Genomic DNA, 17602 nt, shown 5'->3' with positions numbered 1-17602 from the left:
GTTAATTCGGGATCCGCGGAACCTGATCAGGTTAATACCTGCGAAGGGAACAAGAGTAATTCTGCTTTATGCCGCTGCCTTTACAGGCGGCGCACATCCATTACTCCATCCGTCGTCTGACAAGCCACGTCCTTATTTTTTGGAATGAGCTATGTCTACAACAAAACTGAACCGCCGCGAGCAGCGCAAACATGCCCAACACTTTATCGATACGCTGAAAGGCACCGCCTTTCCGAATTCCAGACGCATATATATTACCGGTTCACGATCGGATATTCGCGTTCCGATGCGAGAAATCCAGCTAAGCCCGACGTTAACGGGCGGAACGAAAAACAATCCGCAGTATGAAGATAACGAGCCGATCCCGGTGTATGACACATCAGGACCCTATGGCGACCCTGAGATCGCAATTAACGTCCAGCAAGGCCTGGCGAAACTGCGGCAGCCGTGGATTGATGCACGTAATGACTGCGAACAATTGCGCACTCGCAGCTCCGCCTATACTAAAGAGCGTCTGGCGGATGATGGCCTGGATGCACTACGCTTTAGCGGCCTGTTAACGCCAAAACGCGCCAAAGCTGGACACCGTGTGACCCAGTTACATTACGCCCGTCAGGGGATTATCACCCCCGAGATGGAGTTTATCGCCATCCGTGAAAACATGGGCCGCGAGCGTATTCGCAGTGAAGTGCTGCGCCATCAGCATCCGGGTGAGGGATTTGGCGCTCGTCTGCCGGAAAATATCACCCCGCAATTCGTCCGCGACGAAGTCGCTGCGGGCCGCGCGATTATTCCCGCTAACATCAACCATCCTGAATCCGAGCCGATGATTATTGGCCGCAACTTCCTGGTGAAGGTGAACGCCAACATCGGCAACTCTGCCGTCTCCTCCTCCATCGAAGAAGAGGTAGAGAAACTGGTATGGTCTACACGTTGGGGCGCTGATACAGTGATGGATCTCTCCACCGGTCGCTATATTCACGAAACCCGTGAGTGGATCCTGCGTAACAGCCCGGTACCGATCGGCACCGTACCGATCTACCAGGCACTGGAGAAGGTCAATGGGATCGCCGAAGATCTCACCTGGGAAGCCTTCCGCGATACGCTGCTGGAGCAGGCTGAACAGGGTGTGGACTATTTTACCATTCACGCTGGCGTGCTGCTGCGCTACGTGCCGATGACCGCCAAACGCCTGACCGGTATTGTTTCGCGCGGCGGTTCAATCATGGCGAAATGGTGCCTCTCCCATCATCAGGAAAACTTCCTCTACCAACATTTCCGCGAGATCTGCGAAATCTGCGCCGCCTATGACGTTTCGCTCTCGCTGGGTGACGGGCTAAGACCGGGCTCGATTCAGGACGCCAACGACGAGGCGCAGTTTGCTGAACTGCATACGCTGGGCGAGCTAACCAGAATTGCCTGGGAATACGATGTACAGGTGATGATTGAAGGCCCGGGTCACGTGCCAATGCAGATGATTCGCCGCAACATGACCGAAGAACTCGAGCACTGTCATGAAGCGCCATTCTACACCTTAGGGCCGCTAACTACCGATATCGCTCCGGGGTATGACCACTTTACCTCCGGTATTGGTGCCGCAATGATCGGCTGGTTTGGCTGTGCGATGCTGTGCTACGTCACGCCGAAAGAGCATCTTGGCCTGCCGAATAAAGAGGATGTCAAACAAGGGCTAGTCACTTACAAGATTGCCGCTCATGCGGCGGATCTGGCGAAAGGGCATCCGGGCGCGCAAATTCGCGATAACGCCATGTCGAAGGCCCGCTTTGAGTTCCGTTGGGAAGATCAGTTTAACCTGGCGCTCGACCCATTCACCGCCCGCGCGTATCACGACGAAACCCTGCCGCAGGAGTCCGGTAAGGTCGCCCATTTCTGCTCCATGTGCGGGCCGAAATTCTGCTCCATGAAAATCAGCCAGGAAGTACGCGACTACGCCGCTGCGCAAACCATTGAGATCGGGATGGCCGATATGTCGGAAAACTTTCGCGCCAAAGGCGGTGAAATCTATCTGAAGCGGGAGGACGCGTGATGTATCAGCCTGACTTTCCTCCGGTTCCTTTCCACTTAGGCCTGTATCCGGTGGTCGACAGCCTGGTGTGGATTGAACGCCTGCTGGCGGCTGGCGTGCGCACCCTTCAGCTGCGCATCAAAGATAAGCGTGATGAAGAGGTAGAAGCGGATGTGGTCGCAGCCATTGCGCTGGGACGTCATTACAGCGCCCGTCTGTTTATCAACGATTACTGGCGACTGGCGATAAAACACAACGCTTACGGCGTGCATCTGGGTCAGGAAGATCTCGAAACCACCGATTTACAGGCGATACGAGCGGCGGGCCTACGCCTTGGCGTATCGACGCACGATGATATGGAGATAGACGTCGCGCTCGCCACCCGCCCTTCCTATATCGCACTGGGGCACGTCTTCCCAACGCAAACCAAGCAGATGCCTTCCGCTCCGCAGGGGCTGGAACAGCTTGCTCGTCACATCGAGCGGCTGGCGGATTACCCAACTGTTGCCATTGGCGGCATCAGCCTGCAACGCGCGCCTGCGGTGCTGGAAACCGGCGTCGGTAGTATCGCGGTGGTCAGCGCTATCACCGGGGCCGAAGACTGGCGGACTGCAACGCAGCGACTCCTGAAAATTGTGGGGGTTGGCGATGAATGACCGCGATTTCATGCGCTATAGCCGACAGATCCTGCTTAGCGATATCGCCATTGAGGGACAGCAAAAACTGTTATCCCGTCGGGTACTGCTTGTCGGACTAGGGGGGTTAGGCTCACCTGCCGCGCTATATCTGGCGGGTGCCGGTATCGGTACGCTGGTGCTCGCCGATGATGATGAGGTACATCTGAGCAACCTGCAAAGACAGATCCTGTTCACCACGGATGATATTGCACGGCCTAAATCTCAGGTCACGCAGCGTCGTTTATCACGTCTGAATCCCGATATCGATATTATCGCCTTACAACAAAGGTTGACCGGCGAGGCGCTGCACCATGCCGTTGCCCAGGCTGATGTAGTACTGGATTGTACCGACAACATGGCGACGCGTCAGGAAATCAACGCTGCCTGCGTGACGCACAATACCCCCCTTATCACCGCCAGCGCCGTTGGCTTTGGTGGCCAGCTGATGGTTCTTACCCCGCCGTGGAAGCAAGGCTGCTATCGCTGTCTGTGGCCGGAGGAAGCAGAGCCGGAGCGGAATTGCCGTACCGCTGGCATCGTTGGCCCGGTGGTTGGCGTCATGGGAACGTTGCAGGCCTTAGAAGCCATCAAACTGCTAAGCGATATGCCGGTACCCGGAGGCGAGCTACGTCTGTTCGACGGCAAAACCAGCCAGTGGCGCAGTCTGGCATTACGCCGCGCCGAAAACTGCCCGGTCTGTGGAGGCCAGCATGCACATACTTTTTAATGATGAGCCCATGCAGTGTACCGAAGGGCTGACTCTCACCGACCTGCTTACGCAACTTAATCAGCAGAAACCCGGCGTCGCGTTGGCGTTAAATCAGCAGATTGTACCTCGTGAACAATGGGGACGGCTTATCGTGCAGGAAGACGACCAGATCCTGCTTTTTCAGGTTATTGCGGGAGGTTGATATGTTACGTATTGCGGACAAAACGTTTGAGTCTCACCTGTTCACCGGCACCGGAAAATTCGCCTCTTCACAACTGATGGTTGATGCCATTCGTGCTTCCGGCAGCCAACTGGTGACACTGGCGATGAAGCGTGTAGATTTACGTAAACCAAACGATGCAATCCTGACACCGCTGGTGGAAGCTGGCGTCACGCTGCTACCCAACACCTCGGGGGCAAAAACCGCCGAGGAAGCAATCTTTGCCGCCCAACTGGCGCGTGAGGCGCTGGGGACAAACTGGCTGAAGCTCGAAATTCACCCCGATGCCCGCTGGCTGCTGCCGGACCCGATTGAAACGCTGAAAGCCGCCGAAGCGCTGGTGAAGCAAGGCTTTGTGGTGCTGCCTTACTGCGGCGCGGACCCGGTGCTGTGCAAACGGCTGGAAGAAGTTGGTTGTGCGGCAGTGATGCCGCTCGGCGCGCCTATCGGCTCTAATCAGGGGCTGAAAACCAAAGCCATGCTGGAGATTATCATCCAGCAGGCCACCGTACCGGTGGTGGTCGATGCCGGTATTGGCGTGCCTAGCCATGCGGCGCAGGCGCTGGAGATGGGTGCCGACGCCGTGCTGGTCAACACGGCCATTGCCGTTGCTAACGATCCGGTGAAGATGGCACACGCATTTCGTCTGGCGGTCGAAGCCGGTCTCATGGCGCGCAAAGCCGTACCGGGAAATCGTAGTACGAACGCCTGCGCCACCAGCCCGCTTACCGGCTTTCTGGAGGCGTTAGCATGAAAACGTTTACCGACCGCTGGCAGCAGTTAGACTGGGAGGAGCTCCGTCTGCGTATTAACAGCAAAACGCCCGACGACGTTGAACGGGCGCTCAATGCCGCCCAGTTGGATCGTGATGATATGATGGCGCTTCTTTCGCCTGCCGCCGCTGAGTATCTGGAACCACTGGCACAGCGAGCACAGCATCTTACGCGTCAGCGCTTTGGCAATACGGTCAGCTTTTACGTCCCGCTTTATCTTTCCAATTTATGTGCTAACGACTGTACCTACTGTGGGTTCTCGATGAGTAACCGTATCAAGCGCAAGACGCTGGATGAAAATGCGATCTCACGTGAGTGTAAAGCCATTCGCGCGCTGGGATTTGAGCATCTTTTGCTGGTGACCGGAGAGCATCAACACAAAGTAGGGATGGACTATTTTCGCCGCCATCTTCCGGCGATTCGCCGCCAGTTCGCTTCACTACAGATGGAAGTACAGCCACTTTCACAGGAGGACTATGCTGAACTGAGAGCGCTCGGTCTGGACGGCGTCATGGTCTATCAGGAAACCTATCAGCAGGCCATTTATGCCCGACACCATCTGAAAGGCAAGAAACAGGACTTTTTCTGGCGACTGGAAACCCCCGACAGACTGGGTCGTGCCGGTATCGACAAGATTGGTCTTGGCGCGCTGATTGGTTTATCGGACAGCTGGCGGGTGGATTGTTATATGGTGGCGGAACATTTGCTATGGCTGCAAAAACACTACTGGCAAAGCCGTTACTCTGTTTCCTTTCCCCGCCTACGACCGTGCACTGGCGGCATTGAGCCTGCATCGATCATGGACGAGCGCCAACTGGTACAAACCATTTGCGCGTTTCGTTTGCTGGCGCCAGAAATTGAGCTATCGCTCTCTACTCGAGAATCTCCCTGGTTCCGTGACCATGTGATCCCGCTGGCCATTAACAACGTTAGCGCTTTCTCGAAAACCCAGCCGGGCGGCTATGCGGATAATCATCCTGAACTGGAACAGTTTTCCCCTCACGATGATCGGCGACCGGAGGCGGTAGCCGAAGCGCTGGCCGCGCAGGGTTTACAACCTGTGTGGAAAGACTGGGATAGTTTTTTGGGGCGCGACTCGCAGGCGGCGTGTAGGATTCTGTAATTGCGTCGTTTTTTTTCGTGACGCGACGTAAAAACCAAAACGGGAGATTGTTACCAGTCTCCCGTTTTTTTATGGTGTAGCGGTCAGCAACGGAAGCTGACCAGGGCGAAAGGTTTCTTCCTCATTTTCGCCCTGCCCTCATCAATATTCAGGCCAGGCTTACGGCTGCCGGATGTGATAAGGCATAAAAAAACCCGCCGAAGCGGGTTTTTAGTTACGTCTGCAACGATTAATCGTTGTCTGAACCACCCAGACCTGCGTTCAGCAGTTCGGCCAGGCTTGCAGATGCATCTTCTGCAGTGACCTGTGGTGCTGCTGGCTGCTCGCCCGCGGCACGGCGGCGCATACGATCCTGATGGTACGCATAACCCGTACCCGCCGGGATCAGACGACCTACGATAACGTTCTCTTTCAGGCCGCGCAGTTCGTCGCGTTTCCCTGCTACCGCTGCTTCGGTCAGGACACGAGTGGTCTCCTGGAACGATGCGGCAGAGATGAACGATTCGGTTGCCAAAGACGCTTTAGTAATACCCAGCAGATCGCGGGAGAAGGTTGCCCCCACTTTGCCGTTCGCTTCCAGTTCGCGGTTAGCGATCTTGACGCGGGAGTATTCCACCTGCTCGCCTTCCAGGAAGTCGGAGCTACCTGCACTTTCGATGGTGGCTTTACGCAGCATCTGACGAACGATAACTTCAATGTGTTTATCGTTAATCTTAACGCCCTGCAGACGGTATACGTCCTGGACTTCGTTAACGATGTAACGCGTTACAGCATGTACGCCACGCAGACGCAGGATGTCGTGCGGCGCTTCCGGGCCGTCGGAAATCACATCACCACGTTCTACACGTTCACCTTCGAACACGTTGAGCTGACGCCATTTCGGAATCATCTCTTCGTACGGATCGCTACCGTCTACCGGGGTGATCACCAGACGACGCTTCCCTTTGGTCTCTTTACCGAAGGAAACGATACCTGCGATTTCCGCCAGGATTGCTGGTTCTTTCGGACGACGCGCTTCGAACAGATCCGCAACGCGCGGCAGACCACCGGTGATATCCTTGGTACCGCCGGATTCCTGCGGAATACGCGCCAGGGTGTCACCTGAACTGATCTGTACGCCATCTTCCAGCTGAACAATCGCTTTACCCGGCAGGAAGTACTGCGCAGGCATATCGGTGCCCGGGATCAGAACATCGTTACCCTGAGCATCAACGACTTTCAGCGCCGGACGCAGGTCTTTACCACCGGTAGTACGTTCAGCAGAATCCAGAACTACCAGAGAAGACAGACCGGTCAGTTCGTCGGTCTGACGAGTAATGGTCTGGCCGTCGATCATGTCGGTAAAGCGGATGAAGCCACTGACTTCAGTAATAACCGGCATGGTGTGCGGATCCCAGTTTGCAACGGTTTCACCGCCGGCAACCTGTTCGCCATCACCTTTTGCCATAACGGCACCGTAAGGCACTTTATAACTTTCTTTGGTACGGCCAAATTCGTCGATCAGTTTCAGTTCAGTGTTACGGGAAGTGATAACCAGTTTACCGCTGGAGTTCACAACCGACTTCACGTTGCTGAGCTTGATGCTACCTTTGTTTTTCACCTGGATGCTGGATTCAGCAGCCGCACGCGATGCCGCACCACCGATGTGGAACGTACGCATCGTCAGCTGTGTACCGGGTTCACCGATGGACTGCGCCGCGATAACCCCGATAGCCTCACCTTTATTGATGATGTGGCCACGCGCCAGGTCACGACCATAGCAGTGCGCACACACACCAAAGTCGGTGTCACAGGATACAACGGAACGCACTTTCACGGCGTCAACGGAGTTCGCTTCCAGCAGGTCACACCACTGCTCGTGCAGCAACGTGTTGCGTGGAACCAGAATGTCCGCCGTACCCGGCTTCAGCACATCTTCCGCCGTCACACGACCCAGTACGCGGTCGCGCAGCGGCTCTTTCACGTCGCCACCCTCGATAACCGGCGTCATCAGGATACCTTCGTGCGTACCGCAGTCGTCTTCAGTAACGACCAGATCCTGTGCCACGTCAACCAGACGACGAGTCAGGTAACCGGAGTTCGCGGTTTTCAGTGCGGTATCCGCCAGACCTTTACGCGCACCGTGCGTGGAGATGAAGTACTGGAGTACGTTCAGACCTTCACGGAAGTTCGCGGTGATTGGCGTTTCGATGATGGAGCCATCTGGCTTCGCCATCAGACCACGCATACCGGCCAGCTGACGAATCTGTGCTGCAGAACCACGCGCACCGGAGTCGGCCATCATGTAGATGCTGTTGAAGGAAACCTGCTGCTCTTCCTGGCCGTCACGGTTAATCACGGTTTCAGTTTGCAGGTTATCCATCATCGCTTTGGATACACGATCGTTCGCCGCAGCCCAGATATCGATAACTTTGTTATAGCGTTCGCCCGCTGTTACCAGACCGGACTGGAACTGTTCCTGGATCTCAGCAACTTCGGCTTCTGCCTCAGAGATGATCTCGTGTTTTTTCTCCGGGATGACCATGTCATCAATACCAACGGATGCACCTGAACGCGCTGCATAAGCAAAGCCGGTGTACATCGTCTGGTCCGCAAAAATAACGGTCGGTTTCAGACCCAGAATACGGTAGCAAGTGTTCAGCATTTTGGAGATAGCCTTCTTACCCAGCGCCTGGTTGACGATGGAGAAAGGCAGACCTTTCGGTACGATCATCCACAGAATGGCACGGCCAACGGTCGTGTCTTTCAGGCTGGTTTTCGCTACGAATTCGCCGTTTTCATCTTTTTCATATTCGGTGATACGCACTTTAACGCGCGCATGCAGAGAGGCCAGACCTGCGCGATAAATACGCTCAGCTTCTTTCGGGCCAGTCAGCACCATGCCTTCGCCTTTGGCGTTAACACAGTCACGGGTCATGTAGTACAGACCCAGTACCACGTCCTGAGACGGAACGATGATAGGTTCGCCGTTCGCCGGAGACAGGATGTTGTTAGTAGACATCATCAGCGCACGCGCTTCCAGCTGGGCTTCCAGCGTCAGCGGTACGTGAACAGCCATCTGGTCACCATCGAAGTCGGCGTTATAGGCCGCACAAACCAGCGGGTGCAGCTGGATAGCTTTACCTTCGATCAGTACCGGTTCAAAGGCCTGGATACCCAGACGGTGCAGGGTTGGTGCACGGTTCAGCAGTACCGGGTGTTCGCGGATAACTTCGTCGAGGATATCCCAAACGACAGCTTCTTCGCGCTCAACCATTTTCTTCGCGGCTTTGATGGTGGTAGCAAGACCACGCAGCTCCAGCTTGCCGTAGATGAACGGTTTGAACAGCTCCAGCGCCATTTTCTTCGGCAGACCGCACTGATGCAACCTAAGGTATGGACCTACGGTGATAACAGAACGGCCAGAATAGTCAACACGCTTACCGAGCAGGTTCTGACGGAAACGACCCTGTTTACCTTTGATCATATCGGCCAAAGATTTCAGCGGACGCTTGTTAGAACCGGTGATCGCACGTCCACGACGACCGTTATCCAGCAGAGCGTCAACCGCTTCCTGCAGCATACGTTTTTCGTTGCGTACGATGATGTCCGGCGCAGCCAGATCCAGCAGACGTTTCAGACGGTTGTTACGGTTGATGACGCGACGATACAGATCGTTCAGATCAGACGTTGCGAAACGACCACCATCCAGCGGCACCAGCGGACGCAGATCTGGCGGCAGAACCGGCAGAACGGTCAGGATCATCCACTCCGGCTTGTTGCCAGACTGGACGAATGCTTCCAGCAGTTTGATACGCTTGGTCAGCTTCTTACGCTTGGTTTCGGAGTTGGTTTCGTTCAGCTCTTCGCGCAGAGTTTCACACTCTTGCTCCAGATCCATGCTCTTCAGCAGGGCCTGAATAGCTTCCGCACCCATCTTCGCGTCGAATTCGTCACCGAACTCTTCCAGCGCATCCAGATACTGCTCTTCCGTCAGGATCTGTTGGCGTTCCAGGTTAGTCATACCGCCTTCAATAACCACATAGGATTCGAAGTACAGCACGCGTTCGATATCGCGCAGCGGCATATCGAGCAGCAGACCGATACGGGACGGCAGCGATTTCAGGAACCAAATGTGAGCGGTCGGGGACGCCAGCTCGATGTGGCCCATACGCTCACGGCGTACTTTAGTCTGGGTCACTTCAACGCCGCACTTCTCGCAGATCACACCACGATGTTTCAGGCGCTTGTACTTACCGCACAGGCACTCGTAGTCTTTTACCGGCCCAAAGATACGGGCGCAGAAAAGGCCGTCACGCTCAGGTTTGAACGTACGGTAGTTGATGGTTTCCGGCTTTTTAACTTCACCGAAAGACCATGAACGGATCATGTCTGGCGAAGCCAGAGCAATTTTGATCGCATCAAACTCTTCGGTTTTAGTTTGCGCTTTCAGAAACTTTAATAAGTCTTTCACGGATTTGCTCCCGTCGGAGTTAGCACATTCCGCTGCCGGGTTTTACCCCGGCAGCAGTGACCTGTTTGAGCGAGAATTACTCGTCTTCCAGTTCGATGTTGATGCCCAGCGAGCGGATCTCTTTCAACAGTACGTTGAAGGATTCCGGCATACCCGGTTCCATCTGATGGTTGCCGTCCACGATGTTCTTATACATCTTGGTACGACCGTTGACGTCATCAGACTTAACGGTGAGCATTTCTTGCAGGGTGTAGGCGGCGCCGTAAGCTTCCAGCGCCCACACTTCCATCTCCCCGAAGCGCTGACCACCGAACTGCGCCTTACCACCCAGCGGCTGCTGAGTAACCAGGCTGTAAGAACCGGTGGAACGAGCGTGCATCTTATCGTCGACCAGGTGGTTCAGTTTCAGCATATACATGTAACCTACGGTTACCGGACGCTCGAACTGTTCACCGGTACGGCCATCGAACAGGGTGATCTGACCGGAGGTCGGCAGGTCGCCCAGTTTCAGCAGCTCTTTAATTTCCGCCTCTTTCGCACCGTCGAACACTGGCGTTGCGATTGGCATACCTTTGCGCAGGTTTTCTGCCAGACGCAGCACTTCTTCATCACTGAAGGTGCTCAGGTCGACTTTCTGACGAACGTCGGCGCCCAGATCGTAAGCACGCTGGATGAATTCGCGCAGTTTTGCGACTTCTTGCTGCTGTTTCAGCATGGCATTAATCTTGTCGCCAATACCTTTCGCAGCCATACCCAGGTGGGTTTCCAGAATCTGACCGATGTTCATACGAGACGGTACGCCCAGCGGGTTCAGTACGATGTCTACGGGCGTACCGTTTTCATCGTAAGGCATATCTTCGATCGGGTTGATCTTAGAAATTACACCCTTGTTACCATGACGGCCCGCCATCTTGTCACCAGGCTGGATACGGCGTTTAACCGCCAGATATACCTTAACAATCTTCAGCACGCCCGGTGCCAGATCGTCGCCCTGAGTGATTTTACGGCGTTTCGCTTCGAGTTTTTTCTCGAACTCGTGTTTCAGTTCGTCATACTGCTCAGCCAGTTGTTCCAGCTGATTTTGTTTCTCTTCGTCGGTCAGACCGAGTTCCAGCCAGCGATCGCGTGGCAGTTTGTCAAGCTTCTCAGCTTCAACGCCACCGGAAACCAGCACCGCACGAATACGGCTAAACAGGCCCGCCTCAAGGATCTGCAACTCTTCAGACAGGTCTTTCTTCGCCTGCTTGAGCTGCATTTCTTCGATTTCCAGCGCACGCTTGTCTTTTTCTACGCCATCGCGGGTAAAGACCTGAACGTCGATAACCGTACCGGAAACACCGTTTGGTACGCGCAGAGAAGAGTCTTTAACGTCAGAGGCTTTCTCACCGAAGATCGCACGCAGCAGCTTCTCTTCCGGTGTCAGTTGGGTTTCACCTTTCGGCGTAACCTTACCGACCAGAATATCGCCACCGGTCACTTCCGCACCGATGTATACGATACCGGATTCATCCAGTTTGGAGAGCGCAGCTTCACCCACGTTCGGGATGTCAGCGGTGATCTCTTCCGGCCCCAGCTTAGTATCACGGGACACACACGCCAGTTCCTGAATGTGGATAGTAGTGAAACGGTCTTCCTGGACAACACGCTCGGACACGAGGATGGAGTCTTCGAAGTTGTAACCGTTCCACGGCATGAACGCTACGCGCATGTTCTGACCCAGCGCCAGTTCACCAAGATCAGTAGACGGACCGTCTGCCAGCACGTCGCCGCGCTCAACTGGCTCACCCAGAGATACGCATGGCATCTGGTTGATACAGGTGTTCTGGTTAGAACGGGTGTATTTGGTCAGGTTGTAGATGTCGATACCTGCTTCGCCCGGGTACATCTCGTCTTCGTTAACTTTGATAACGATACGGGATGCATCCACATACTGAACAGTACCGCCACGTTTAGCTACCGCAGTTACACCGGAGTCAACAGCAACAGCACGTTCCATACCGGTACCAACCAGCGGCTTATCAGCGCGCAGAGTCGGAACCGCCTGACGTTGCATGTTCGCACCCATCAATGCACGGTTGGCGTCATCGTGTTCCAGGAACGGGATCAGGGACGCACCGACGGATACCACCTGCTGGGTGGAAACGTCCATGTAGTCAACCTGATCGCGGCTGAACAAGCTGGACTCGCCTTTGCTACGGCAGGTTACCAGATCTTCTACAAAGTGGCCTTCGTCATCCAGGTTGGAGTTCGCCTGAGCGATGACGTAGTTGCCTTCTTCGATAGCAGACAGGTAATGAATTTCATCAGTGACCACGCCATCAACAACACGACGGTACGGCGTCTCAAGGAAGCCATATTCGTTGGTCTGTGCATACACTGACAGGGAGTTAATCAGACCGATGTTCGGACCTTCAGGCGTTTCGATAGGACATACGCGACCGTAGTGCGTCGGGTGTACGTCTCGAACTTCAAAGCCTGCGCGTTCACGGGTCAGACCGCCTGGACCGAGTGCGGAGATACGACGTTTGTGCGTAATCTCAGACAGCGGGTTGTTCTGGTCCATAAACTGAGACAGCTGGCTGGAGCCGAAGAACTCTTTCACTGCGGCGGAAATCGGCTTGGCGTTGATCATATCCTGAGGCATCAGGGTATCCAGATCGCCCAGAGACAGACGCTCTTTCACCGCACGCTCTACACGGACCAGGCCAACGCGGAACTGGTTTTCCGCCATTTCGCCAACGGAACGAATACGACGGTTGCCGAGGTGGTCGATATCGTCCACTTCGCCTTTACCGTTACGGATATCGATGAGCTTTTTCATGACATCAATGATGTCGTCTTTGCTCAGTATGCCGGAACCCTCGATTTCGTCACGCAGCAGAGAACGGTTGAACTTCATACGACCAACCGCAGACAGATCGTAGCGGTCTTCAGAGAAGAACAGATTCTCAAACAGGCTTTCAGCCGCTTCACGAGTCGGCGGCTCACCCGGACGCATCATGCGGTAGATTTCTACCAGCGCGCTCAGGCGATCGTTAGTGGGGTCGACACGAATCGTTTCAGAAATATACGGGCCGTGGTCCAGATCGTTGGTGAACAGCGTTTCGATACGCTTGTGACCGGCCTGGCTCAGCTTAGCCAGCAGATCCAGACTCAGCTCCATGTTCGCTGCACAGATCAGCTCGCCAGTAGACTCGTCAACGTAGTCTTTAGACGCGACTTTACCCGCGATGTACTCAACCGGAACTTCGATATGTTTGATATCATCTTTTTCCAGTTGGCGAATATGGCGCGCGGTAATACGACGGCCTTTTTCAACGTACACTTTGCCGTTGGCTTCGATATCGAACGATGCGGTTTCGCCACGCAGACGTTCTGGAATCAGCTCCATCTGCAACTTGTTGTCGCGGATTTCGAAAACGACTTTTTCAAAGAACAGGTCAAGGATCTGTTCAGTGGTGTAGTTCAGCGCACGCAGAATAATGGTCGCAGGCAGTTTACGGCGACGGTCGATACGTACGAACAGGTTATCCTTCGGATCGAATTCGAAGTCCAGCCAGGAACCACGGTAAGGGATGATACGCGCGTTATACAGCACTTTACCCGAAGAGTGGGTTTTACCTTTGTCGGAGTCAAAGAAGACGCCAGGACTACGGTGCAGCTGAGAAACGATAACACGCTCAGTACCGTTGATAACAAAGGTACCGTTGTCAGTCATGAGCGGAATTTCGCCCATGTAGACTTCTTGTTCTTTAATGTCTTTAACGGTGCCTTCCGGCGCTTCGCGCTCGTAGATCACCAGACGCAGCTTGACGCGCAGCGGTGCGGAGTAGGTCACGCCACGGATCTGACATTCCTGAACGTCAAACACCGGTTCGCCAAGACGGTAGCTGACGTATTGCAGCTCGGAATTACCGCTGTAGCTCTGAATCGGGAATACGGAACGGAAGGCGGCTTCCAGACCATACTGCCCTTCAGGATCTTGCTCGATAAACTTCTGAAACGAGTCAAGCTGGATAGAAAGGAGATAAGGCACATCCAGAACTTGTGGACGTTTACCAAAATCCTTACGAATACGTTTTTTCTCGGTATAGGAGTAAACCATAGGGTTCCTCAGCTCGCTGACAAGTCGACCCATCTGTCCATTGAGCGGACAGTTTGTGCAACACTATTTTGTTGACCGGAAAATGGATACTTTCCGCAATGCCTGTTGCTATCACGCTTAAACCATTTCATTGCGATTTACACAGAGCGAACGCTCTGTCGCAGTATATTAAGTCGTCGATAGAAACAAGCATTGAAAGGCACAGCAGTAGTCAAACAGTGTGAAACGCTACTGGCGCCTTACAGCGCAAAAAGGCTGGTGACTAAAAAGTCACCAGCCATCAGCCTGATTTCTCAGGCTGCAACCGGAAGGGTTGGCTTATTTAACTTCAACTTCAGCGCCAGCTTCTTCCAGAGATTTTTTCAGTGCTTCAGCGTCATCTTTGCTCACGCCTTCTTTCAGAGCGGCCGGAGCAGATTCTACCAGGTCTTTAGCTTCTTTCAGGCCCAGACCAGTTGCGCCACGTACTGCTTTGATAACAGCAACTTTGTTAGCGCCAGCAGCTTTCAGAATTACGTCGAATTCAGTTTTTTCTTCAGCAGCTTCAGCAGCAGCGCCTGCGCCAGCTACAGCGACAGCAGCAGCAGCGGAAACACCGAATTTTTCTTCCATTGCAGTGATCAGTTCTACAACGTCCATGACGGACATAGCGGCAACTGCTTCAATGATTTGATCTTTAGTGATAGACATTTAAATTGTTCCTGAATATCAGAATAAGTTTATACGTAAGCAAATGCTTGATAAAGATAACTGCGATTACGCAGCTTCTTTCGCATCGCGTACAGCAGCCAGTGTGCGAACCAGTTTGCCAGCCGAAGCTTCTTTCATGGTTGCCATCAGGCGTGCAATTGCTTCTTCGTAGGTCGGCAGAGTTGCCAGGCGGTCGATCTGAGACGCCGGGATCAGCTCACCTTCAAAGGCAGCGGCTTTGACCTCAAATTTTGCATTCGCTTTCGCGAACTCTTTGAACAGACGAGCAGCAGCGCCCGGGTGTTCCATAGAGTATGCAATCAGGGTCGGACCAACAAACGTGTCTTTCAGGCACTCGAACTGAGTACCTTCAACGACGCGGCGCAGCAGGGTGTTACGAACAACACGCATGTAAACGCCAGCTTCACGACCTGCTTTACGCAGTTCAGTCATTTTATCTACAGTGACGCCACGGGAATCCGCAACTACTGCAGACAGCGCGCCTTTGGCTACTTCGCTGACTTCAGCAACAATCGCTTGTTTGTCTTGAAGATTTAAAGCCATTAGCTTTGCTCCTGGATGTTTGCCGGAACTCAAGTTCCGGAACTCACTTCACTCATCTCAACGAGAAGAGCGTCTTAATACGGTGAGCAGAAACAAGCCAAAGAGTACTTTAAAAATAATCTTAGCGTTCTGTCACCGTCTACGCAGGGGATTAAGTCTCTTACGAAACACCTGCGGTCTTCGACGGAGGCCTGGATAGGCCAGGCTCCAACGAACAAATTCTTTCTATGTCTTCGCCCTTCGAACCGCACTATGTTAGCTGTTCTCGCTCACACCAGTCACGTAGTGAACGACACTCCTGGCGATTCGCTTACTTGCTACTTTGCTGCAATCCGAATGACTCGCATAGTGTTCTGCTTATTTCAGCAGAATACGTGGGGGGTAAATTGTAGACAAATTCACCGCCCACGTAAAGACTAATCTTAGTTCGCAGAAGCGCTCAGACCAGCCTGATCAACGGCAACGCCAGCACCCATGGTGGTGGAGATGCTAACTTTCTTGATGTACACGCCTTTCGCCTGGCTCGGTTTTGCTTTTTTCAGCGCAACCAGCAGAGCTTCCAGGTTTTCTTTCAGTTTGTCAGCGTCAAAGTCCACTTTACCGATGGTGGTGTGGATGATGCCGTTTTTGTCGTTACGGTAACGAACCTGACCGGCTTTAGCATTTTTAACGGCTTCAGCAACGTTCGGGGTTACAGTACCCACTTTCGGGTTTGGCATCAGGCCACGCGGACCCAGAACCTGACCCAGTTGGCCAACAACGCGCATTGCATCCGGAGAAGCAATAACAACGTCAAAGTTCATTTCGCCTTTTTTGATCTGTTCAGCCAGATCTTCCATACCTACCAGTTCAGCGCCAGCAGCTTTAGCAGCTTCAGCGTTTGCACCCTGGGTAAATACGGCTACGCGAACGGAACGGCCAGTACCGTGCGGCAGTACAGTCGCACCACGTACGTTCTGATCGGATTTACGCGCATCAATGCCGAGGTTAACGGCAACGTCGACGCTTTCTACAAACTTAGCGGTAGCCAGTTCTTTCAGCAGAGAGATAGCTTCGTTGATGTCATACTGTTTGGTTGAATCAACTTTCTCACGGATCACGCGCATACGCTTGGTCAGTTTAGCCATTTCTTAGTCCTCCACTACCAGGCCCATGGAACGTGCAGTACCTTCGATGGAGCGAGTCATCGCTTCAATGTCGGCACCAGTCATGTCGGCAGCTTTGGTCTGCGCGATTTCCTGCAGCTGAGCGCGGGAAATTTTACCTACTTTGTCTTTGTTCGGCTTGCCAGAACCAGACTTGATACCAGCCGCTTTCTTCAGCAGAACAGCTGCCGGAGGCGTTTTGGTAACGAAGGTGAAAGAACGGTCAGCGTAAACGGTGATAACAACCGGAATCGGCAGACCTTTTTCGATAGAATCTGTCTTCGCGTTGAACGCCTTACAGAATTCCATGATGTTCACACCCTGCTGACCCAGTGCTGGACCAACCGGCGGACTCGGGTTCGCCATACCAGCTGCAACCTGCAGCTTGACGTAGGCTTGTACTTTCTTAGCCATTCTAAGTTCCTCAAATTGGGTAATATCGCTTCAGAGAAGCTCCCCGTAATAAATATCGCTTTACGGACACATGGCCCATAAAAACAAAAGGCGCGAAATTGTATGTCAATTTCGCGCCTCATGCAACGATTAGATCGCTGCTTTTTTGATCGTAGTATTACGCTTTCTCAACCTGACTGAAATCCAGTTCTACCGGGGTCGCACGACCAAAGATAGAAACAGACACTTTCAGGCGAGACTTCTCGTAATCGACTTCTTCGACAACGCCATTAAAGTCGGCAAACGGACCATCGTTAACACGAACCATTTCGCCCGGTTCGAACAACGTTTTCGGCCGTGGTTTATCGCCAACCTGCTGCAGGCGGTTCATGATTGCATCGACTTCTTTATCGCTGATCGGCGCCGGACGGTCAGACGTACCGCCGATAAAGCCCATCACGCGCGGCACGCTGCGCACCAGGTGCCAGCTTGCGTCGTTCATGACCATCTGAACCAGCACGTAGCCTGGGAAGAATTTACGCTCGCTTTTGCGACGCTGGCCGCCACGGATTTCGACCACTTCTTCGGTCGGGACCATGACATCGCCAAATAACTCTTCCATATTGTGTAATTTGATATGCTCACGTAGCGATGTGGCTACGCGGCCCTCAAAACCGGAAAACGCCTGAACGACGTACCAGCGCTTTTTAGGTGCTTCAGACAT

General features: G+C 53.7%; 13 protein-coding genes. 6 read left to right on the top strand and 7 right to left on the bottom strand.

Annotation, left to right across the window (positions count from 1 at the left end):
- Positions 1-151 precede the first annotated feature (151 nt).
- From thiC to thiH, 6 genes are read left to right on the top strand one after another with little or no spacing between them, the layout of a single operon-like run.
- On the top strand, positions 152-2047 hold the full coding sequence (thiC, locus tag SBG_RS19030; protein ID WP_000108284.1) for a phosphomethylpyrimidine synthase ThiC: 1896 nt from the start codon (positions 152-154) through the stop codon (positions 2045-2047).
- Positions 2047-2682 carry a thiamine phosphate synthase gene (gene thiE / locus SBG_RS19025; protein WP_000284583.1) on the top strand — a complete coding sequence of 212 codons (636 nt, stop codon included), beginning with the start codon at positions 2047-2049 and terminating at the stop codon, positions 2680-2682. Before thiC ends, thiE begins: the two co-directional genes overlap by 1 nt.
- The gene (gene thiF / locus SBG_RS19020; RefSeq protein WP_000999782.1) at positions 2675-3430 is read left to right on the top strand and encodes a thiazole biosynthesis adenylyltransferase ThiF; all 756 of its coding nucleotides are present in this window, start codon (positions 2675-2677) and stop codon (positions 3428-3430) included. Before thiE ends, thiF begins: the two co-directional genes overlap by 8 nt.
- Complete coding sequence (gene thiS / locus SBG_RS19015; RefSeq protein ID WP_000547782.1) at positions 3414-3614, top strand: sulfur carrier protein ThiS; 201 nt, start codon at positions 3414-3416, stop codon at positions 3612-3614. The genes thiF and thiS overlap by 17 nt, the downstream gene beginning before the upstream one ends.
- A 1-nt stretch (position 3615) precedes the next feature.
- The gene (thiG, locus tag SBG_RS19010; RefSeq protein ID WP_000944123.1) at positions 3616-4386 is read left to right on the top strand and encodes a thiazole synthase; all 771 of its coding nucleotides are present in this window, start codon (positions 3616-3618) and stop codon (positions 4384-4386) included.
- A complete protein-coding gene (thiH, locus tag SBG_RS19005) occupies positions 4383-5528 on the top strand; it encodes a 2-iminoacetate synthase ThiH (protein ID WP_000847560.1) in 1146 nt (381 codons plus the stop codon). The genes thiG and thiH overlap by 4 nt, the downstream gene beginning before the upstream one ends.
- A gap of 229 nt (positions 5529-5757) precedes the next feature.
- On the opposite strand, the gene rpoC is transcribed toward thiH, so the two are convergent.
- The 7 genes from rpoC to nusG all read right to left on the bottom strand — a co-directional run bounded on the left by rpoC (position 5758) and on the right by nusG (position 17602).
- Positions 5758-9981, bottom strand: a complete 4224-nt coding sequence (rpoC, locus tag SBG_RS19000) for a DNA-directed RNA polymerase subunit beta' (protein ID WP_000653969.1) — start codon at positions 9979-9981, stop codon at positions 5758-5760.
- Positions 9982-10057: 76 nt separating this feature from the next.
- Positions 10058-14086, bottom strand: a complete 4029-nt coding sequence (gene rpoB / locus SBG_RS18995) for a DNA-directed RNA polymerase subunit beta (RefSeq protein WP_000263100.1) — start codon at positions 14084-14086, stop codon at positions 10058-10060.
- Positions 14087-14404: 318 nt separating this feature from the next.
- A complete protein-coding gene (gene rplL, locus SBG_RS18990) occupies positions 14405-14776 on the bottom strand; it encodes a 50S ribosomal protein L7/L12 (RefSeq protein ID WP_000028881.1) in 372 nt (123 codons plus the stop codon).
- A 66-nt stretch (positions 14777-14842) separates the two neighbouring features.
- A complete protein-coding gene (rplJ, locus tag SBG_RS18985) occupies positions 14843-15340 on the bottom strand; it encodes a 50S ribosomal protein L10 (protein ID WP_001207203.1) in 498 nt (165 codons plus the stop codon).
- 422 nt (positions 15341-15762) lie between these two features.
- Positions 15763-16467 carry a 50S ribosomal protein L1 gene (gene rplA / locus SBG_RS18980; protein ID WP_001096692.1) on the bottom strand — a complete coding sequence of 235 codons (705 nt, stop codon included), beginning with the start codon at positions 16465-16467 and terminating at the stop codon, positions 15763-15765.
- Between the two features lie 3 nt (positions 16468-16470).
- Positions 16471-16899: a 50S ribosomal protein L11 gene (rplK, locus tag SBG_RS18975; RefSeq protein ID WP_001085926.1), complete on the bottom strand. Its 429-nt coding sequence runs from the start codon at positions 16897-16899 to the stop codon at positions 16471-16473.
- A 157-nt stretch (positions 16900-17056) separates the two neighbouring features.
- Positions 17057-17602 (bottom strand): transcription termination/antitermination protein NusG, encoded by a 546-nt coding sequence (gene nusG / locus SBG_RS18970; RefSeq protein WP_001287519.1) that lies wholly within the window; start codon positions 17600-17602, stop codon positions 17057-17059.

The sequence above is a fragment of the Salmonella bongori NCTC 12419 genome, from assembly GCF_000252995.1.
Lineage (GTDB): Bacteria > Pseudomonadota > Gammaproteobacteria > Enterobacterales > Enterobacteriaceae > Salmonella > Salmonella bongori.
Note: the sequence above shows the minus strand (reverse complement) of the source record. Positions and strands in the feature narration are given on the sequence as shown.